The organism is Thermus altitudinis (assembly GCF_022760835.1).
In the GTDB taxonomy this organism is placed as follows: domain Bacteria; phylum Deinococcota; class Deinococci; order Deinococcales; family Thermaceae; genus Thermus; species Thermus altitudinis.
On record NZ_JAKTNQ010000036.1, the window covers coordinates 1 to 18365 of the forward strand.

An 18365-nucleotide genomic window follows, 5' to 3' on the forward strand; every position below is an offset into this window, starting at 1 on the left:
ATCTTTTCTAGGTCTCGCTTTTGGGGTTTAGTGGGGTAGAGGCGGTACTTGAAAGCCTTCTTGTAGATACTATCCTGAATGTGCTTCACCTTCCATTCAGGTGGTGCCGGGTCCAGGGTGGGCAGGCACCGCTGGACCATTTCATTTGCTTCTAATGTAGCACATTGTGGGGGGGTCCATGTATCCCCGGTTTCAGAACCGGGGGATTATAGCCCCCCACACCCCCCTTTCTCTAAAGGCCCTAGGTCCGGAGTGGGGGGCCGCGCCTCCCCCGCCCCGCTGGCCCCCAAGGGCTTGGTCCTTGGGATAGTCCCCTTGCCCTACTGGCCGGCAACCCACACCGCAATCGCCGTGAACCAGGGGATCCCGCATGCCCGCCATCCCATACCTGGGTAGGTTTTACGCCAAAGGGGGTGGGCGCAGGAACGGAAAGTCCCTCGCACCTGCTCCCCCAACGCCCCAATGGGGGGGAGGAGCTCTGCAGGGGACTGGGGTCCCGGTGGCCCCAAGGCCCCCGGCTTCTTCTGCCAACCTCCCCCTCCCCACCCTGGTACTAAAGGACCAGCCATTGGGCACTTCGGGCCAAGGCCCATCCCGCCAAGGACGTAGAATGAAGGGGATGCTGAAACGCCTCGAGGTGCGCAACCTCGCCGTGATCCGCGAGGCTACCTTGGAGCTGGGCCCTGGGCTGAACGTCCTCACCGGGGAAACCGGAGCGGGGAAAAGCCTACTGGTGGACGCCTTGGCCCTCCTCCTTGGGGCCAGGACCGAAGGGCTCTTGGGGCCTTTTGGCGATAGCCTCCTGGTGACCGCCTTCTTCCAAGGTGAGGGCGAGGAGCGCATCCTTTCCCGCCGCATCGGAGGCCGCTCCACCCCGCGGATTGACGGGGAGGTGGTAAGCCTCAAAGAGCTGCAAGAGGAAGGGGAACGATGGCTCTCCCTTCACGCCCAGCACACCGCCATGGCCCTCCTCTCCCCCAAGCGGCAGCGGGAGCTTCTGGATGCCCTTCTGCCCCCAGACCTCCTGGAGGCCTACGGGGAGGCTTACAGGAAACACCAGGCCCTCCTGGCGGAAAAACGAGCCCTGGAGGAGGCCTTGAAGGTCAAAGCGGAGCGGGAGGACCTCCTGCGCTTCCAGCTCAAGGAGATCCAGGAGGCCAACCCCAGGCCCGGCGAGGACCAGGAGCTGGAGGCCGAGGCGCAACGGCTTCGCCATCTGGAAGCCCTAAGGGAGCGCTCAGGAAAAGCCTACGCCCTCCTGGCGGAGGGGGGCGCCCTGGATCTTCTGCAGGCTGCCCTGCGGGAGCTGAGGGCGGGAAGCCGCTTTGACCCAGCCCTGGAGGCCCTAGCCCGGGACCTGGAGGTGGCCCTGGAAGGAGGCCGGGCCGTGGCCCGGGAGCTGGAGGACTACCTGGAAAGCCTGGAAGGAGACCCCAGCCGTCTGGCTCGGCTGGAGGAACGCCTGAGCCTTTTGGAAAGGCTCAAGCGCAAGTACGGGCCCACCTTGGAGGAGGTCCTGCGCTACGGGGAAAGGGCCCAGGAGGAGCTGAAAGCCCTGGAGGGAGGAGAAGAGCGGCTTTTGGAGCTGGAAAGGGCTTTGGCGATGGCCTCGGAGGCCCTCTTCAAGGCCGGAGAGCGCCTTTCCCAAGCCCGCCTCGAGGCGGCAAGGCGGCTGGAAAAGGAGATGGCGGCGGAGCTTCCCACCCTGGGTTTTCCCAAAGCCCGCTTCCAGGTGGAGCTAAAGCCCCTCCCCGAACCCGGACCCCTGGGCCTGGAAGAGGTCCTGTTCCGCTTCTCCGCCAACCCCCACCTCCCCCCCGCTCCCCTTTCCGCAGCCAGCGGGGGGGAGCTCTCCCGCATCGCCCTGGCCCTCGCCCTCCTCACCGGGGCCGAGGCCCCCACGGTGGTCTTGGACGAGGTGGACGCCGGCATAGGCGGGGAGACCGCCTGGAAGGTGGCGGAAAGGCTGGCCCGCCTGGGCCAGGTCCGGCAGGTCCTGGTGGTCACCCACCTGCCCCAGATCGCCGCCCGGGCGGCAAGGCACCTTAGGGTGGCGAAGGCGGGAGAGGAGGTACGGGTGGAGGTGCTGGAAGGGGAAAAGCGGATACGGGAACTGGCCCGCCTCCTCTCCGGCCAGTACACCGAGGCCGCCTTGGCCCACGCCCGCCTTCTTCTGGAAGGAAGCGGCCAGCCTAGCCAAGGTTGGGTGGAGGCGCAGGAGTGAATCCCCTCGAGGCCCCCTACCCCGTCTATCTTGTCCGGCAGAAACCGGGCTCCCAGGAACAGGAGGTGGTGCGCAACCCCCTGGCCGAAGGCCTTCCCCTCCCCCAAGGGGAGATCCTGGAGGTGGGGGCAAAGGCCTACCAGGTGGTGCGCCTGCCCGCTTGCGAAGGCACCTACCTGCTTCTCCTCGAGGTCAGCCATCTGGCCGTGCGGGCCAAGGCCTACCAAAGCCTCCTCCAGGTGCTGAAGGGGCTCATGCAACACGAGGAGCCGGAAGGCCTTCTTAAGGACCTGATCCGCGAAGCGGTGGCGGTGGTGCCGGGAGCCGAGGCGGGAAGCATTCTCCTCAGGGAAAGGGGGTTCTTCCACCTGGTGGCCCAGGAAGGCTTCAGCGAACGCCTTCTCATGGCCCGCACCTCCCTCCAGGAGGAGCTCTTCTGGTACGGCCTGGGGGTGGACAACTGGCAAAGGGGCCGCCCCCGGGTGCTGAAGGGGGAGGAGGTGCGGTACCTTTCCAGCCTGAGCACCATGGAGGCCCGCCCTCTCTTCTTTGAGCACGGCCGCCTTTTGGAGATTCAGGCCACCCTGGGCCTGCCCATCGTTCTGGAGGGGGAGGTGTTGGCCACCATGAACCTGGATAGCTTCTCGGACCCCGAGGCCTTCAGCCCCCTTTCCCTGGAACTGGCCCAGGCCTTTGCCCTAGAGGCTGCCCTCCTCCTCAAGGCCCTTAAGGAGCGCCAGGCCTTGCAAGAGGCCGCCCGCACCGACCCCCTTACGGGCCTGGGAAACCGCCGAGCTCTAGAAGAGGCCTTTTCCCAGCTAATCCAAGAGGCCCGCACCCTGGGGGAACCCCTGGCCCTGATCTATTGGGACCTGAACGGCCTTAAGGCCCTCAACGACCAGGAAGGGCACGCCGCCGGGGACCAGGCCCTAAGGAGCCTGGCCCAGGCCCTAAGAAACCTTTCCCGCCGCCAGGACCTGGCCTTCCGCATCGGGGGGGATGAGTTTGTGAGCCTCCACCTGGGCCTAAAGGGGGAGGAAATCCCTCTTCTCATCGCCCGCCTCCAGGAAAACCTCCCCTATTCCGTGGCCGCGGGCGGCCTGGTAGCGGATCGGGAGGATCTGGGAAGCCTCCTCGAGGAGGCGGACCGGCGCATGTACCTGGCCAAGCGGGCTAAAAAAGGGCCTTGACCCCGTCGGCCACGTACTGCACCGCCAAGGCCGCCAGGAGAATCCCCAAGACCCGGGTGACCACGTTCACCCCCGTGCGCCCCAGGGCCCGGCGCACCTGGGCGGCAAGCCGAAGGAAAAGGTAGGCCAGGGCCAGGACCAGAAATACCGTGAAAAGGACCACAAGGTAACCCAGGGGCTCCTTCCGGGCCTCTGCGGCCAGGATGAGGACGCTGGCCAAGGCTCCGGGACCCGCGATCAAAGGGATGGCCAGGGGAAAGACGGAGATATCCGTCCGGAGGCGGGCCTCGTCTTTCTCCTCCTCCGTTTCCCGCTCGTGGTGGGCAAACACCATCTCGGTGGCGATGCGGAAAAGGAGGATGCCCCCAGCGATGCGCAGGGCCTCGAGGCTGATCCCCAAATAACCCAAAAGCCCTCGGCCAAAGAAGAAGAAGGAAACCAGAAGCCCCCCCGCCACCAACACCGCCTTCCTGGCGATCTGGGCCTGCTTCCTCGGGGGGCGGTCCCCGGCCAGGGCCAGGAAAACCGGCACCAGCCCCACCGGGTCCAGCACCACGAATAGGGTAAGAAAGGACTTTAGAAAAAGTTCCAGCACGCTGGGGGAAAACCTGGGTCAGCGGGGCTATCTTGGGGCCTGGGACCAACCCTTCCCCGCTACCAATAGCTCCCCGAACTCCTGCTCCAAGGCCTTAGCCCCCTCCTCGGTGCGGGCCACCACCAGGATGGTGTCCTCCCCCGCCAGGGTGCCCACGATCTCGTCCCGCTTAAGGCGGTCCAGCAAAAGGGCAATACCCGAGGCGTGGCCTTCTGCGGTCTTCACCACCAGGATATTCCCTCCCCGGTCCACGTCCTTGACGAAAAGGCCAAACTGCCGTTTCAGCTCCTCATACACGTCCTCGGGGAGCTCCACGGAAGGCAGGGCGTACTTGTGCCGCCCCTTGCCCAGGGAAACCCGGGCCAACCTCAGCTCGGCGATGTCCCGGCTCACCGTGGCCTGGGTCACCGCAAAACCCAGCTGCCGCAGGCGTTCCACCAGCTCCTTCTGCGTGCCGATCTCCTCCCGGCTCACGATCTCCTGAATGGCGCGGTGCCGCTCCGCCTTGTTCCCCATAACCACCCCTTTAATCTTTCCAAAACTCTTTGACCAAATCCAGTATACGGTCCGCCACCTGCCGCTTTTTCATACGGGGAAGCTCCAGCACCCGGCCATCCCGGAGGATAAGCACCACCTCGTTCTCCACGCTGCCAAAACCCACGCCCTCCCGGTTAACCCAGTTGAGGACGATGAGGTCCAGGTTCTTGCGCTGAAGCTTTTCCCTGGCCCGCTCCAGGCCTTCCCCGGTCTCCATGGCAAAGCCCACCAGGACCCTATGCCCCTTGTTCTCCCCAAGCTCTTTAAGGATGTCGGGGTTGGGAAGGAGGCGGACGATCTTCTCCGCCGCCACCTTGGGCTCCTTCTCCTGGCTCACCTCCGCCGGGCGGTAGTCGGCCACCGCCGCCGCCATCACCACCGCTTGGGCCCAAGGGTAGCGTTCTAGGATGGCCTGGCGCATCTCCAAGGCGCTTTCCACCTCCACCCTCTCCACGCCCCAGGGAGCGGGCAAGGCGGTGGGCCCGGAGACCAGGACCACCTCCGCCCCACGGTCCCGGGCAGCTTCGGCCACGGCATAGCCCATACGGCCCGAGGAGGGGTTGGAAAGAAAGCGCACCGGGTCCAGGTACTCCCGGGTGGGGCCGGCAGACACCAGAAGCCTCAAGCCCTTAAGGTCCTTGGGGGTAAGGAAGGCCTGAAGCCTCTCCAAAAGCTCCTCCGGCTCCAGCATCCTTCCCCAGCCCTCCCCCTCCCCCACCGCCGCCAAGGGGCCGTACCCGGGACCAAAAAGGGCATGGCCTAGGGCCTCGAGGCTCCTCGCATGCTCCTGGGTCTTGGGGGCAAGCCACATGGCCTCGTTCATGGCCGGGGCCCAGGCCACCCTCTTGGCCCCCGCCAAGAGGGTGGCGGAAAGGAGGTCATCCGCCAGACCCAAGGCGGCCTTGGCCATGGCGTCCGCGGTGGCCGGAGCCACCAGGACCACATCGGCCCAGCGGGCCAGCTCTAGGTGTAGGGCCCGGCCATCGGGCCGGAACCAGGCCTCCTCCGTGGCCACCTCCCCCCCGGCGGCCACCGCCAGGGAAAGAGGGGTGACGAACTCCAGGGCCCTGGGGGTAGCCAGGACCCGCACCTGGTGTCCCTGGGCCCTGAGGAGGCGGAGGAGGTGGGGGGCCTTGATGGCTGCCACCCCCCCCGTCACCGCCACCAGGACCCGGGCCACCTACTCCTCCTCTTCCACCGGGTAAAGCTTCTCCATCTCCCTCTGCAGGCGGTCCTCGGGCACCAGGTTCTCCCCGAAGATCAGCCTCCCCGTGAAAAGCTCCTTCATGGCCCAGGTGACGGGGTTGGGGTCGTCAAAAAGGCCCTCGAGGGTCCGCATCTTGGGCCTCTCCTCCGGCTCCAGAACCGTGTTCTTAAAGCGGTGGCGCAGAAGCTGCTCTGCCCGTTTGGCCACCACCACGGTGAGCCGGTACTTGGAATCCACCATGCCAAAAAGCTTGTCAATCCCGGGTTCCGCCATAACTCCTCCGCAAAATCTCCTCCAGCTCTGCTTCCAGGTCCTGATCCCGCCTCAAGGCCCTCTCCAAGGCGGCGCCCATCCTGGGAGTGCGCCGCCTCTCCGCGGTAAGGATGGCCAGGAAATCGGCCACCGCCTCCTCCAGCACCTCGTTCACCACCACGTAGTCAAAGAGGTGGGCGTTTTGGATCTCCCACTCCGCCTGCTTCAGCCGCTTCTCAATCTTATCGGGGCTATCCTTGCCCCGGTAGACCAGGCGCCGCTTTAGCTCCGAGAGGGAGGGGGGCAGGAGGAAGATGAGAACCGCTTCGGGCATCTTCTCGCGCACCTGCAGGGCCCCCTGCACCTCAATCTCCAAGAGGACATCCTCCCCCCGGGCCAAGGCCCGCTCCACCGGGGCCCTTGGGGTGCCGTAGAGGTGACCCACGTACTCGGCATACTCCAAAAATCCATCCTCCTGCAACAGGGCCTCAAAGCTGGCCCTATCCACGAAGTAGTAGTCCACCCCGTCCCGTTCCCCCGGGCGAGGGGGACGGGTGGTCATGGAGATGGAGTAGAAGAGGCGGGTGCGTTCCAGCACCTTGGCCCGCACCGTACCCTTGCCCACCCCGCTGGCCCCGGTCATGACGAAAAGGCGGCCACCCATACCCCTCACCCCGGGAGGATACCAGAAGGCCAGGGCCAGGGGCAAGGATTTTTGTGATCCAAGCACCTTTGGCAGGTGGTACACTTGGGCCCGTGGCCTGGTACGAGGGCGCTTTCTTCTATCAGATCTTTCCTGACCGTTACTTCCGGGCCGGCCCCCCCGGCAAACCCGCCCCCACGGGGCCCTTTGAGCCCTGGGAGGCTTTCCCCACCCTACGGGGATTCAAGGGAGGCACCCTCTGGGGTATCGCCGAGAAAATCCCTTACCTGAAGGACCTGGGGGTGGAGGCCCTTTACCTGAACCCCATCTTCGCCTCCACCGCCAACCACCGTTACCACACCGTGGACTATTACCAGGTGGACCCGGTCCTGGGAGGTAACGCCGCCTTCCGCCACCTCCTGGAGGTGGCCCACGCCCACGGCATACGGGTCATCCTGGACGGGGTTTTCAACCACACGGGAAGGGGGTTTTTCGCCTTCCAGCACCTTTTGGAAAACGGGGAGGCGAGCCCTTATCGGGACTGGTATTACGTAAAGGGGTTTCCCCTTAACGCCTATGGCCGCCACCCCAACTACGAGGCCTGGTGGGGTAACCCCGAGCTTCCCAAGCTCCGGGTGGAAACCCCAGCGGTGCGGGAGTACCTCCTGGACGTAGCGGAGTACTGGATTCGCTTCGGGGCCGATGGCTGGCGCCTGGATGTGCCCAACGAGATCCGAGACCCCGAGTTCTGGCGGGCCTTCCGCCGCCGGGTAAAAGGGGCCAACCCCGAGGCCTACATCGTGGGCGAGATCTGGGAAGAGGCCGACTTTTGGCTCCAAGGGGACATGTTTGACGCCACCATGAACTATCCCCTAAGCCGGGCCCTCCTGGGCTTCGTGGGAGGGGAGGTCCTGGACCAGGAGCTTGCCGCCCGCTCGGGCCTGGGGCGGATAGAGCTCTTGCAGGCCCTGGCCTTCAGCCACCGCCTAGAAAGCCTGTTCAGCCGCTACCGCCCGGAGGTGGTGCGGGCCCAGATGAACCTCCTCACCTCCCACGACACCCCCCGCCTCCTTAGCCTCCTCAAGGGGAGTGTGGAGAGGGCTCGGCTGGCCCTCGCCCTCCTCTTCCTCCTGCCCGGGAATCCCACGGTCTACTACGGAGAGGAGGTGGGCATGGAAGGGGGCCACGACCCGGAGAACCGGGGGGGCATGGTCTGGGAAAGGTCCCGCTGGAAGACCGAGATCTGGGAAACCGTGCGGCGCCTGGCCCGCCTGCGCCAAGAACACCCCGAGCTCCGCAACGCTCCCTATGGGCGGGTCTACGCCGTGGATGGGCACCTGGCCTTCACCCGGGGCCCCTACCTGGTGGTGGTGAACGCCACCCCCGAGCCCTTCCGCCAGGACTTTCCCCTGCATGGGGCCTTGCCTCGAGGCGCCCAGGCCGTGGACCTGCTCTCGGGTAGCTTCTGCATCCCCACGGGCGGAAGGCTTTGCGGACCTGAGCTACCCCCCTTTTCCTTGGCCGTCTGGGTGGAGGTCTAGGGCCAGACGCCCTCAAAGCGCAGAAGCCAGGCCTTAAGCCCCTCCTGCCCGGCAAACCCCCCCAGCCGCCCATCGGCGTGGATCACCCGGTGGGCGGGCACCAGGAGGAAAAAGGGCGAGGCCCGCAGCCCCGCCCCCACCGCCCTGGGGGATAGGCCAAGCTCCCGGGCCAGGCTGCCGTAGCTCTCCGTGCGCCCATAGGGGATCAGGCGCACCCGTTCGTAAAGGGCTACCCGCATGAGGGAAAGACCCTCATAATCCAGGGGGATATCCAGAAAGTCCGGCCTTGCCCCAGCGAAGTAGGCCAAAACCCTCTCCCGCACCGCTTCCGCCAAAGGCCCTCGAGCCTCGAGCCCCCGGGGGAAAAGGGCCGGCTCCAGAACCCGCACCCCCTGAGGGCCCACCTGGAGCCACAGGCCACCGATGGGGGTAGGAATCCACATGGCGCCTTAGCGGGAAGCCCAGGGGAGCCCCCCAGGTCCACCCAGCAGTAGGTCCGAAAGGAAGGTGCCGGAGAAGTAGTACCCCAGGATCTCCCGGTAGCCATACCCCGCCTCCGCCATGCCCTTGGCCCCCCACTGGGAAAGGCCCACCCCATGCCCTGCCCCCCGGCCCAAAGCCTCCCAACCCTTAAACTCCACCAAAGCCGAGGGCAGGCCCAGGTTGCGCACCAGCCGCTGGGCCTCAGGACCCCCTACCTCTACCCCGAGAAGCCTAAGCCGCCACACCCGGCCCGAGGGGCTCCTTTCCAGGACCAAGGGCGGCTCCTCCGACCTGGGGAGGTACCCCATGGCCCGCAGCACCCCTTCCGCCTTCTTCGGGCTCACGGTAAGCTGCCACTGGCTCCTCGGACCCCGGGCGTAAGGGTCAGGCCGCGGCCGCAGATAGGGAAGGGCCCTTTGAAAAACCTCCTCGCTCCCTGCGGTCATGCCCCCGGAATCCGCATGGTAAAGGGCAGAAATAGCCTGCCCCTGGTAGCTCAACACCTTGCCCCAGGTAGCCCGCACCGCCTCCGTATGCCTGGCCTTCTCCGCTGGGATCCCCAGGTAGACCTGGCAGTTCTCGCTGGCGCAGAGGTCATACGAGGCCCGGGGATTCAAGCGGTTTACGGCGAAGGTCCGGGCCACCACCGCCTGGGCCTTGAGGGCCTCCAGGGGAAAGCTTTCGGGCATCTCGGCGGGAAGGACTCCCAAAAGGTAATCCTCCAAAGGCACCAGGTTCACCACCAAAAGCCTTCCCCCTTGGGCCAAAAGGCGCACCCCACCCCGGTAAGACCGCCCTTCCAGACGGAAATAGGGTCCAGGAAACTCCCAAAGGGGCTGGACCCTGCCCTCTACCCAGACCCCCTGGGGCAGGCTCCGGACCCGCACCACCCCCTGGACTTCGGGTAGGAAGAGGGAAACCTCCCTTCCCTCCGCTATTTCCTGGAGCAGAACCCTGAGGGTAGGCCCCGCCGAGGCCTCCCCTTTAACCTCCTGGGCTTGGGCCAGGAAGGGGGCCAGCAAGACCCATACCAGGATGCCCTTTAACCCCTGCACCATACCTTGCCCCCATCCTACACCAGGAACTTAGCCCAAGACCAAGGTGGCCTTGCCCTGAAGAGGCGCTTCTTGGAGCCGGGAAAGGGCCTCGAGGTGGCGTAGGGCGTACATGGCAAAGGGATAGACCCGCTCCTGAGGCAAGCCCCGGGGAAGAAGGTGCCGCTTTAGGCGTTCCAAGTGGTGGAGGAGGACGGCATCCCGGGCCATGCGGGTGCGAAGGAGCTTCTTCAAAAGCCTTTCCCCTTCCCCCCTTAGGCGTGCCCCATACCGGCGGAAGGGCCTCTGCAAGGTGGGCTCCAAGGCCCTGGCCCTTTCGCCCAAGGCCTCCACCTCCTCCACAAGGCGCAAAAGCTCCGCCTCCAACTCCCTAAACTCCTCCAGCACCCCCCTCACCGCATCCAAAAAGGCCTCCTCCCCCCTTTCCACAAAGGCCCAGGGGTCCAGCCGGTACCTCTTCAGGATGCGCCCAAGGGGAGGCTCCAACACCAGGGCCCTTAGGCGGAGGAAGAGGGCGGGCATAGGTACGCCATAGAGGGCGTAAACCCGGGAAAGCTCCGCCACATAGCGAAACTCGTTGGGTCCCACCACGAAGCCCGCTGTGGGCAACACCAGGTCCTGGAACACCGGCCTGAGCCCTGCGGCCGGGGTGAGGCGGCTGGGATCCGCCCAAAGAAGCTCCAAAAGCTCCTTCTTACTGTAGCGGCGTACCCCGTCGGTAAAGGTCCCGGCCTCGTAAAAGAGAAGCCTGCGCCCGTCGGTTTCTAGAAACAGGTTGGTGGCCCCTGGCTTACGCCGCAAAGGCGGCTTCCCCCCTAGGGTGCGGATGCGCTCCGCTTCCTGGTTGATGGCCTGGGCGCTTGCGGTAGGGTCTTCCAGCTCCCTTTCCAAGGCTTCCCGAAAGAGGGGCGCAAGCTCCTCGGCCATGGGGTCAAAGGGGATGAGGCCCCGGGGGCCCAGGAAGGCCAAAAGGGTACGGGCGAAGAACTCCGAAAGGGTGGGTCCCTCCAGAGCGTAGGCCACCCGGGAATCCCGGGCCCAAGGCCCCAAAAACTCCACCAGGGCCTTCCGGTAAGGGGCCAGGGAAAGGCGCCCTGGGGGCAGGGACGGCAGGGGCAGGGAAAGGGTGCGCACCTCCTCCTCCACCAGGAGGTGGAGGTGGCGCACCTCCTCCACATCGTGGTCCTGGGAGGCTACCCAGAAAAGGGCAGCCGCTCCCACCTTCTCCGCCAGTCCCAAGGCGGTATGGGCCTTATAGAAGGTGAGGGCCGGCCCCCCAAGGAGCCCCGCTTGCTGGCCCGTGACCACGGCCCCCCTCCCCAGACCCTCCAGGGCCGCAAAGACCTCCGGCGGCGCCTGGAGGCGCTTTAGGTAGGCTTCCAGGGCTGGGCGAAGATGGGGATGGCCCCTCCGGCCCAAACGCTCCCTGAGCGCCTCCTCCCCTTGGGGCAAGCCCAGGAGGTGGGCCAAGGCCTGGATCTCCATGCCTCCAAGCCTATAGGGGTTCGGCAAGGCGGGCAAGGGCCTGGGGTTCCCGGACCTCCACCCGGCGGTAACCCAGGTCCACCAGGCCCGAAAGGGCCCACTCCCCCAGGAGCTTGGTCACGGTCTCCCGGGTGGCCCCCACCATGCGGGCCAGGTCCTGGTGGGAAAGGGCCACCTCCCCCTTTGCGCCCAACCTTAGGAGAAGCCGGGCCAGGCGCTGGCTCACGGAGAGGTGGTGCAGCTGCCAAAGCCGTTCCTCCGCCTCCTTCAGCCGGGCATACAGGGCCTCCAGGAGGAAGCGCTCTACCTCGGGAAAGCGCGCCCGCAAGGAGGCCAGGGCTTCCTGGGGGGCGAAGAGGAACTCGGCGTAGGTTAAGGCGGTGGCCCCCGACGTGCGCTTCCTCCCCCCCACCAAAGCCTCTTCCCCAAAAAGCCCCCCGGGCCCCACCACCCCCAAGGTGGCGGGCTCCCCTTCCGCCGAGCGGGGCCCTTCCAGCCAGATAAGCCCTTCCCGCACCAGGTACACCCCGTCCGCCCGGTCCCCTAAGGCGTAGAGGGGGGTGCCCCGCAAGGCCCTTTTGGGTTGGAAGATCCTGGCCGCCTCCCGCCGGGCCTCGAGGGAAAGCTCCTGGAACATGCCCCAAGTCTACAAAAAGAGGGGGGCCTTGGAGGCAGGCAAAAGCCCCCGGGCCTCGGCCTCGGCAAAAAGCCGGGCCACGGCCTTTTCCCCTTCCTCCCCCACCTCCCGGCTGAACTCGTTCACGTAGGTCCGCACATGGGCCCAGATGACCTCCTCGGAGAGCTCCTGGGCGTGGGCCTTCAGGTAGGGAAGGGTTTCCTCAGGGTGGGCCCAGGCGTATTCCAGGCTCCGCCGCACCGCTTCGTCCAGGGAGCGTATCAGGTCCTCCCCCAGGTCCCGCCGGGCCAGGATGGCCCCCAGGGGAAGGGGCAGGCCCGTCTCCCCCTCCCACCATTCCCCCAGGTCTACCAGCTTCGCCAGCCCGTACTGGGGATAGGTGAAGCGGCTTTCGTGGATGATGAGCCCCGCCTCCACCTCCCCTTGGGCCACCAAGGGGAGAATCCGGTCGTAGCGCACCTCCACCGGCTCAAACCCTTCCGCATACAGGGAAAGGAGCAAAAAGGCGGTGGTGTTCTGCCCCGGGATGGCCACCCTGGCCCCCCTTAGGCCCTTTAGGGGTTTTCGGGCCACCACCAAGGGGCCTACCCCTCTTCCCAGGGCCCCCCCGCTCCTTAGGGCCACGTACCGCTCCCGCACCCGGCCATAAGCGGCATAGGAGAGCTTGGTCAGGGGAAGCCTGCCCTCAAAGGCCCAGCGGTTTAGGGTTTCCACATCCTCCAAGACCGCCCTTACCGGCAAGGGGCTCTCTACAAGCCCGTGAGTCAGGGCGTAGAAGATGAAGGTGTCGTTGGGGCAGGGGGAGTATCCCAGCTCTAAGGCGCCCATAGGCCTTACTGTACCCCTTTAAGGGCTTTTTTAAAGAGCTCGGGGGCAAAGGCCTTAAGGGCCCTAAGGAACCCCGTGGTCCCCCGGGCCCGCCCGGGGATCACATGGACCGGCACCCCCAGGCGTTCCGCCTCGAGGCGCACGGGCTCGGAGAAGTCGTGCCCCACGTAGCTGGACACGATCATAAGACCATGGGCCTTTTCCAGGCGGTTTTGGATGCGCCTTAAGGCCTCTTTTCCTACCCCGGCCGTGTCGGCATCAAACCAATCCACCTTAAGGCCCCGGGCCTCGAGGAGGGGAACCAGCCGGCTCCTAAGCTGCGTATGCCCGCCCACCACCAAAAGGTGCTCCCCGTGGAACTGGGGAATACCCTCCTGGAGGAGCTCCTCCTTGGTTTCCGGCAGGGCCTCGGGGCTTTCCCCCAAGGCCTTAAGGCCCCGGGCCACCGCCCTAAGCTCCTCCAAATAGAGGGATAGGCTTTCGTCGTGGGGCCTCAGGAATAGGAGGTTCCTCAGGACCTCCCGGGAAAGCTCCAGGTCCTTTTCCCGGTATAGGACCACCTCCAAGGCCTTTTGCCAGTACTCCGCCGCCTTTCCCCAGTTGCCCTGGGCCTCGTGGTGTTCCGCCAGGTCAAAGAGCACCTCCAGGGCCTGGGGGTGGGCCCTAAGCTCTTCCAAGAGCAGGGCCTCCACCTCCCCCGCCCGCCCTTCCCCATACAAAGCCGCCAGGTACTGCCCCCGCACCTCGCTGGCCTCGGGGCTTTCCCGAAAGGCGCGGGAAAGGCGGTAGCCCAGGGCCAAAAGCTCCAGGGGAGGCCTGGGGGTGCGGCCCAAGGCCTGGTAGAGGAGGTTAAAGGCCGCCCAGGGCCCCTCCAGCCTCTCCAAAAGGGCCAGTAGCCCCAGGAGGTCCGCCTCGGCCACCTCGCTTAGCCCCGCATCCCGGGCCCGGGAAAGGAGCTCCCGGGCCAGGACCTCCTCGCCCCCCTTGAGGGCCTCTTGGGCCAGGCTGAAGAGGTAGGGGGCGGGGTAGGCCCGTAGGGCATGGGCCCGCTTGTGGTCCCCCAGGACCTCCTTAAGGGGCCGCCTAAGGGCCCGCTTCACCTGGGCCAGGTGGTGGTAGGCCAGGCCCGCCACCTCCCCTTCCCCCCGCTCCGCCGCCCGCTCCAAAAGGCGCAGGGCCTCCAGGTAGCGTCCTTCCCGCTCGCGGAGCATGCCCAGAAGGAGGAGGGCCTCGGAGATCTCCGCCCGGGCCAAGGCCTCCGTGAGGTAGGGTTCCACGGACTTGAGGTCGTCCAGGGGCCGCACCTCGAGGGGCGAACGCACCCTTAGGGCCACCAGGGCCAGCCCCAAAAAGCCCTGGGCCTCGTCCAGGTCGGCAAGCCTCCGGGCGTACCGCTCCGCCCGGGCAAAAAGCCCCTGGATCAGGGCCGCCCTAAGGCCAAGCCGGAGCATCTCCCGGGTCAGGAGGCCTGGGGAGAGGTCCTCCACGAACTCCGCCCGGCGGCTTACCTCCGCCCACTCCCCTTCCCGGGCAAAGCGGCGCATGCGCTCGGTGATCCTTTCCAAGGCCTCCCGCACATACCCCTCCGCCTCGGGCAGGCCCGATTCCACAAACTGCCTCAAGGCGTCCGCATACCGGCCCAGGCTCAGGTAGACCCGGCCCAGGTAAATGCGGTACCGGCCGCCTCTTCCCGCCAGGGCCTCGAGGCGGGGCCTGGCCCTCTCGTACTCCCCGAGCTCCACCAGGGCCATGGCCCTAAGGTCCTCCGCCTCCTCGGAAAGGGCCCGCCTCAAGGCCTCCTCCGCCTCCGCGTACCGGGAAAGGGCAAAAAGGGCCCGCCCCCTCAAGAAGGCGGCCTCCCCTTCCACCCCCTCCGCCAGGCGGGCCAGGACCTCGGCATACCGCCCCGCCTCCAAAAGCGCCCGCACCTCGGCAAGATCCTCCACCTGGGCCAAAACGGGAACCTGGGTCGGCTTTTCCAACTCCAAGGGAACCTCCTCCTGGAGCCAGGCCTCCTCCAAAAGCTCCGGCCTCCTCGCCAGCACCAGGAAGTACTCCCCTTCCCCCACCCGCTCCACCCCGTAAAACCCCAGGTGCCTTAGCCCCTCCTCCACCCCTTCCGGGCTCTTGCCCAAAAAAGGGCCGTGGCCGTAGACGAGAAGCCCCCCGGGCTTGAGAAGCCGGGCGAAGAGGGACAGGCGGGCAAAGAAATCAAAGCGTTTCCAGAAGGCGGGGGCCTCGAGGCGGCTTTCCAGCTCCTGGTCCACAAAGCCCTCGGGGAACACGGAAAGGAGAAGCAGGGTGTCAAAGGGGGGAAGCTCCGCCTCCTCCGCCCAGGCGGCATACCAGGCCACCTCCGGCACCCGCTTCCTCCCCACTTCCACCACCTCCTCCACCCCGTCCAAGGCCACAAAGGAGAGTTCCGGGCGTCTCCCCTTCAGATACCCCACCAAGGCCCCGGTGAAAGCCCCCACCTCCAGCACCCTTCCTTCCAGCCTCGAGGGCACCTCCTTGGCATAGAACTCCAAAAAGGGAAGGTGCATGCCGTAGACCAGGGCCTCCCCCTTGGGCACCTTGAGGATTTCCCGGTAAAAACTTCGCACCGCCTCCTTCCCACCTCCGGAAAGGTAGGCCCGCCAGGCCTTGAGGAGGGGCTCCCGCTTGGCGGGGCTTCCCACCCTTTTGGCCAGCTCGGCCTCAAAGCGCCCCGGGGAAACCGGCCCCAAAACGCCGAACCGCTCCTTCAGGTAAAGCCTTAGCTCATCGGGCATTTGCCGGAAGTTTACCAAAGGGAAGGGAGGTTGGTCCAGCTAAACCCCCCGCCCAGGCATAACCCCAGGCGGGGGAAGCTTTAGCCTAGACTAAGCAGGCACCCGGGCGGTAAAGAGCTCGGCGTAGCGCCTTTTGGCCCGCATGGGGGCCCGGTGCCACACGTAGGAGGCCAGAAGGGGAAAGGCCAAGGTGGCCTCGGCGAAGACCATCTGGGAAAGGGCGGCGTCCACCTTACCCCAGCTTTGCGCCTCGGAAAGGGTGGAACCGGAAAGCCCCCCGTCCCGCTCATCGGCCACGGTGATCTGGATGGCGTACTTGTGCATCTCCACCTGGTGGCCCAGAACCTCCGCGGCCACCACGATGTCCTGGGCGAAGTTCTTGGGCACCCCACCCCCCAGCATCACCAAGCCGGTGGTGCCGGCTTTCAGCTTGATCTCCGTAAGCTCGCGGAAGTCGGCCACGGAGTCAATGGTCACGTGGGCCTTGGGGTTTTTCACCTGGTGGTAGACCAGGCCGAAGCCGGCGGAGGAGTCGGAGAAGGCGGGGACGAAGATGGGCACCCCCTCCTCGTAGGCGGCCCGCACGATGCTCCCTTCCCCCAGGCCCCTTTCCACCAGGTAGCGGCCCATGTGCCAGATGAACTCCCGGCTGGAGTAGGGCCTAGGCTCCAGGGAATCGGCGATCTCGGCGATGGTGTAGTCGGTGTGGCGGAGCTCTTCCTCGTCAATGTAGGTGTCGTAGATGCGGTCAATCCAAAGGCGCCTTAGGGTTTCGTCGTCGGCCTTGGGGTCCCCCTGGTAATGCCGGTGGCCCAGGGCCTCAAAGAAGTCCTGGTCCACGATGTTGGCCCCGGTGGCCACGATGGCGTCCACCAGGCCCTTCCTTATGAGGTCGTGGATGATGAGGCCTTGCCCCGCAGACACCAGGCTCCCCGCCAGGGTAAGGATGACGGCGGCGTCGTCCTCCAGCATGCGCAGGTAGATCTCCGCCGCCCGGTGGAGGTTTCTCGCCTGGAAGGCGGTCTTGCCCATGGCCTCGAGGATGGGCCCGGCGTCAAAGGCCTTGATGTCCATGGGGACCACGGGCGTAGAGAGGAGTTCCTTCTTCTCCATCATGCTCCTTTCTACGCGGGGTGGGCGTCGGGCGGCTCCCCCCTTGTTCGCGCCCCCTGCCTTTAGGGCAGGACTTCCAGTATACCACCCCCAGCGATGGGGGGGTAGACCTCCAAGGGGCCTTCCACCTCCTCCTCCAGCCCCACCGCCTTCTCCCCCACCGCCAAAAGCCAAACCTCCTCCAGGGGAATGGAAAGCTTCTCCAGGGCCTCCTTGGGCGTCTTGGCCTCCACCTCCAGGACCTCCCCAAAGCGCCTTAAATCCCCGTGAAGAATCACCTGCATCAATACCCCTCCAAAACCACATTCCTCAAAGGCTCCCCCCGCAGATACCGCCCCACCTGGTCCGCCAAAAACCGGGCCGCCCGGCGGTGGAACCCTTGGGAAAGCCCGGCCACGTGGGGGGTGATGAGGACCCCCGGGGCCCGCCAAAGGGGGTGGTCGGGCGGTAAGGGCTCGGGGTCGGTGACGTCCAAAGCCGCCCGAACCCTTCCCTCCTCTAAGGCGGCTAAAAGGGCCTCCGTGTCCACCACCGGCCCCCGGCCCGCGTTCACCAAGAGGGCCCCTGGCTTCATCCGGGAGAGGAACTCCCGGTCCACCAGCCCCCGGGTTTCAGGGGTAAGGGGAAGGAGGACTACCACCGCATCCACCTGGGGCAGGAGGTAGGGGAGGTCCTGGGGGGTGTAAACCCCAGGGCGGGCGTGCTTGGCCACGGGAAGCACCTCCACCCCAAAGGGCCTAAGCCGCTCCTCCACCGCCTTGCCGATGGAACCATAGCCCAAGAGGAGGACCCGCTGGCCCTCGAGGTCCGGAAGCACCCTGGGGGCCCAGCGCCCCTCCCCTTGGGCCCGGAAAAAGGCCGGCAGGTCCTTGAGGAGGGCCAAAAGGCTCATCCCCACCCATTCGGCCACGGGAACGTCGTGGATGCCCGAGCCATCGCAAAGCACCACCTCTTTGGGCAGGAGGGGCAGGATCCAGTCCACCCCGGCGGAAAGGGTCTGGACCACCTTCACCTCCACCCTTTCCAGCACCTGCCGCACCACCTCCTCCTGGCCAAAGGGGGGCAGGAAGAAGTCGGCGGTCTCCGGCCAGGGCTCATCCAGATGGCGCACCTCCACCCCCTCGGGTAAGAGGGCGAAGACCTCCTCCCTAAGTCTGGGAGTCAACAGGACCACGCTAGCCTTCCGGCCCATCACGGCACACCTCCATATAGACATCCTCCTGCCCTTTAGGCCCCGGGCCCAGGCCCACCTGGCGGAAGCCAGCCTTCTCAAAGGCCCGCCGGGCCCTTTGGTTGTGGGCGAAGGTGCGGAGCTTCACCCGTTTTAGGCCCAGGGGCCCAAAGGCATAGGCCAAGGCCGCCCGCACCGCCTCGGTACCGTAGCCTTGGCCCCAGCGGTCCTTCCGCCCGATGAGGATGCCCAAGGTGGCCTCCTCCGGGGTGAGATCGTAAAGCTCGAGGGTGCCCAAGTACTCCCCCTTTTCGTCCAAGATGACGAAGGCCATACGGTCCTTGCGGCGCATCTCCGCCAGGACGAAGCGCTTGAAAAGCCAAAAGGGGGAGCGCAAGGGGCTGGAACCGTTCCACTCCGCCACCTCAGGGTCGCGAAAGGTTTCGTAAAGCCCCTTCCACTCCTCCTCGGTAAGCCCTGCGCTGAAGGGCTTCAGGGTCACGCGGCCGTACTGGGGCCAGTCCACACAAATAGCGTGACGACCCCCCGCTCTAAAGAGCGGGGCTTCTCAGAGGCGGGTTTATTCCCACCTCTGAAGGCTCCGTCCGAGCCTTAGCCAAGATGTTTACTGCC

The 18365-nt window shown here is 66.0% G+C and carries 19 protein-coding genes; 3 read left to right on the forward strand and 16 right to left on the reverse strand.

All coding sequences use genetic code 11. The features are described from left to right. A partial coding sequence (locus L0D16_RS12640) for a helix-turn-helix domain-containing protein (RefSeq protein WP_423247868.1) occupies positions 1–140 on the reverse strand: 140 nt, incomplete at its 3' end. A 479-nt stretch (positions 141–619) separates the two neighbouring features. Here L0D16_RS12640 and L0D16_RS10795 point away from each other — a divergent pair. Both L0D16_RS10795 and L0D16_RS10800 read left to right on the forward strand, forming a co-directional pair. Continuing rightward, on the forward strand, positions 620–2224 hold the full coding sequence (locus tag L0D16_RS10795) for a DNA repair protein RecN (protein WP_243031907.1): 1605 nt from the start codon (positions 620–622) through the stop codon (positions 2222–2224). After that, positions 2221–3414, forward strand: coding sequence for a GGDEF domain-containing protein (locus L0D16_RS10800; protein ID WP_243031908.1), 1194 nt, complete (start codon positions 2221–2223; stop codon positions 3412–3414). Before L0D16_RS10795 ends, L0D16_RS10800 begins: the two co-directional genes overlap by 4 nt. Here the strand turns inward: L0D16_RS10800 and L0D16_RS10805 are convergent. From L0D16_RS10805 to gmk, 5 genes are read right to left on the reverse strand one after another with little or no spacing between them, the layout of a single operon-like run. Continuing rightward, positions 3398–4009 carry a MarC family protein gene (locus tag L0D16_RS10805; protein ID WP_243031909.1) on the reverse strand — a complete coding sequence of 204 codons (612 nt, stop codon included), beginning with the start codon at positions 4007–4009 and terminating at the stop codon, positions 3398–3400. The genes L0D16_RS10800 and L0D16_RS10805 overlap by 17 nt on opposite strands. Positions 4010–4036: 27 nt before the next feature. Beyond that, entirely contained in the window at positions 4037–4525 is a 489-nt protein-coding gene (argR, locus tag L0D16_RS10810; RefSeq protein WP_243031910.1) for an arginine repressor, read from the reverse strand. A 10-nt stretch (positions 4526–4535) separates the two neighbouring features. Next, a complete protein-coding gene (coaBC, locus tag L0D16_RS10815) occupies positions 4536–5726 on the reverse strand; it encodes a bifunctional phosphopantothenoylcysteine decarboxylase/phosphopantothenate--cysteine ligase CoaBC (protein WP_243031911.1) in 1191 nt (396 codons plus the stop codon). Next, positions 5727–6026, reverse strand: a complete 300-nt coding sequence (gene rpoZ, locus L0D16_RS10820) for a DNA-directed RNA polymerase subunit omega (protein ID WP_243031912.1) — start codon at positions 6024–6026, stop codon at positions 5727–5729. Beyond that, positions 6007–6669, reverse strand: coding sequence for a guanylate kinase (gmk, locus tag L0D16_RS10825; protein WP_243031913.1), 663 nt, complete (start codon positions 6667–6669; stop codon positions 6007–6009). Before gmk ends, rpoZ begins: the two co-directional genes overlap by 20 nt. 92 nt (positions 6670–6761) lie before the next feature. On the opposite strand from gmk, the gene L0D16_RS10830 reads away from it, so the two are divergent. After that, on the forward strand, positions 6762–8189 hold the full coding sequence (locus L0D16_RS10830; protein WP_243031914.1) for a glycoside hydrolase family 13 protein: 1428 nt from the start codon (positions 6762–6764) through the stop codon (positions 8187–8189). On the opposite strand, the gene L0D16_RS10835 is transcribed toward L0D16_RS10830, so the two are convergent. The 10 genes from L0D16_RS10835 to L0D16_RS10880 form a co-directional block, all read right to left on the reverse strand. Beyond that, positions 8186–8632: a methylated-DNA--[protein]-cysteine S-methyltransferase gene (locus tag L0D16_RS10835; protein ID WP_243031915.1), complete on the reverse strand. Its 447-nt coding sequence runs from the start codon at positions 8630–8632 to the stop codon at positions 8186–8188. The genes L0D16_RS10830 and L0D16_RS10835 overlap by 4 nt on opposite strands. Positions 8633–8638: 6 nt before the next feature. Further along, the gene (locus tag L0D16_RS10840; RefSeq protein ID WP_243031916.1) at positions 8639–9730 is read right to left on the reverse strand and encodes a SpoIID/LytB domain-containing protein; all 1092 of its coding nucleotides are present in this window, start codon (positions 9728–9730) and stop codon (positions 8639–8641) included. A gap of 27 nt (positions 9731–9757) precedes the next feature. Continuing rightward, a complete protein-coding gene (gene bshC / locus L0D16_RS10845) occupies positions 9758–11212 on the reverse strand; it encodes a bacillithiol biosynthesis cysteine-adding enzyme BshC (protein WP_243031917.1) in 1455 nt (484 codons plus the stop codon). Between the two features lie 10 nt (positions 11213–11222). Next, complete coding sequence (locus tag L0D16_RS10850; RefSeq protein ID WP_243031918.1) at positions 11223–11849, reverse strand: Crp/Fnr family transcriptional regulator; 627 nt, start codon at positions 11847–11849, stop codon at positions 11223–11225. Between the two features lie 9 nt (positions 11850–11858). Further along, positions 11859–12677: a menaquinone biosynthesis family protein gene (locus L0D16_RS10855; protein ID WP_243031919.1), complete on the reverse strand. Its 819-nt coding sequence runs from the start codon at positions 12675–12677 to the stop codon at positions 11859–11861. A gap of 5 nt (positions 12678–12682) precedes the next feature. Beyond that, complete coding sequence (locus tag L0D16_RS10860) at positions 12683–15448, reverse strand: tetratricopeptide repeat protein (protein ID WP_243031920.1); 2766 nt, start codon at positions 15446–15448, stop codon at positions 12683–12685. Between the two features lie 90 nt (positions 15449–15538). Beyond that, the gene (locus tag L0D16_RS10865; RefSeq protein WP_243029085.1) at positions 15539–16561 is read right to left on the reverse strand and encodes a 1,9-bis(guanidino)-5-aza-nonane synthase; all 1023 of its coding nucleotides are present in this window, start codon (positions 16559–16561) and stop codon (positions 15539–15541) included. 62 nt (positions 16562–16623) lie between these two features. Next, positions 16624–16845 (reverse strand): hypothetical protein, encoded by a 222-nt coding sequence (locus L0D16_RS10870; RefSeq protein WP_243031921.1) that lies wholly within the window; start codon positions 16843–16845, stop codon positions 16624–16626. Then, positions 16845–17735 (reverse strand): 2-hydroxyacid dehydrogenase, encoded by an 891-nt coding sequence (locus tag L0D16_RS10875; protein ID WP_243031922.1) that lies wholly within the window; start codon positions 17733–17735, stop codon positions 16845–16847. The genes L0D16_RS10870 and L0D16_RS10875 overlap by 1 nt, the downstream gene beginning before the upstream one ends. A 1-nt stretch (position 17736) precedes the next feature. After that, the gene (locus tag L0D16_RS10880) at positions 17737–18258 is read right to left on the reverse strand and encodes a GNAT family N-acetyltransferase (protein WP_114312964.1); all 522 of its coding nucleotides are present in this window, start codon (positions 18256–18258) and stop codon (positions 17737–17739) included. Positions 18259–18365 lie beyond the last annotated feature (107 nt).

Excerpts from the sequence above, each read along its gene's own strand:
- L0D16_RS10795 (WP_243031907.1), top strand. The coding sequence starts at position 620 with ATGCTGAAACGCCTCGAGGTGCGCAACCTCGCCGTGATCCGCGAGGCT.
- argR (WP_243031910.1), bottom strand. The coding sequence starts at position 4,525 with ATGGGGAACAAGGCGGAGCGGCACCGCGCCATTCAGGAGATCGTGAGC.
- rpoZ (WP_243031912.1), bottom strand. The coding sequence starts at position 6,026 with ATGGCGGAACCCGGGATTGACAAGCTTTTTGGCATGGTGGATTCCAAG.
- gmk (WP_243031913.1), bottom strand. The coding sequence starts at position 6,669 with ATGGGTGGCCGCCTTTTCGTCATGACCGGGGCCAGCGGGGTGGGCAAG.
- L0D16_RS10835 (WP_243031915.1), bottom strand. The coding sequence starts at position 8,632 with ATGTGGATTCCTACCCCCATCGGTGGCCTGTGGCTCCAGGTGGGCCCT.
- L0D16_RS10840 (WP_243031916.1), bottom strand. The coding sequence starts at position 9,730 with ATGGTGCAGGGGTTAAAGGGCATCCTGGTATGGGTCTTGCTGGCCCCC.
- bshC (WP_243031917.1), bottom strand. The coding sequence starts at position 11,212 with ATGGAGATCCAGGCCTTGGCCCACCTCCTGGGCTTGCCCCAAGGGGAG.
- L0D16_RS10850 (WP_243031918.1), bottom strand. The coding sequence starts at position 11,849 with ATGTTCCAGGAGCTTTCCCTCGAGGCCCGGCGGGAGGCGGCCAGGATC.
- L0D16_RS10855 (WP_243031919.1), bottom strand. The coding sequence starts at position 12,677 with ATGGGCGCCTTAGAGCTGGGATACTCCCCCTGCCCCAACGACACCTTC.
- L0D16_RS10860 (WP_243031920.1), bottom strand. The coding sequence starts at position 15,448 with ATGCCCGATGAGCTAAGGCTTTACCTGAAGGAGCGGTTCGGCGTTTTG.
- L0D16_RS10865 (WP_243029085.1), bottom strand. The coding sequence starts at position 16,561 with ATGGAGAAGAAGGAACTCCTCTCTACGCCCGTGGTCCCCATGGACATC.
- L0D16_RS10870 (WP_243031921.1), bottom strand. The coding sequence starts at position 16,845 with ATGCAGGTGATTCTTCACGGGGATTTAAGGCGCTTTGGGGAGGTCCTG.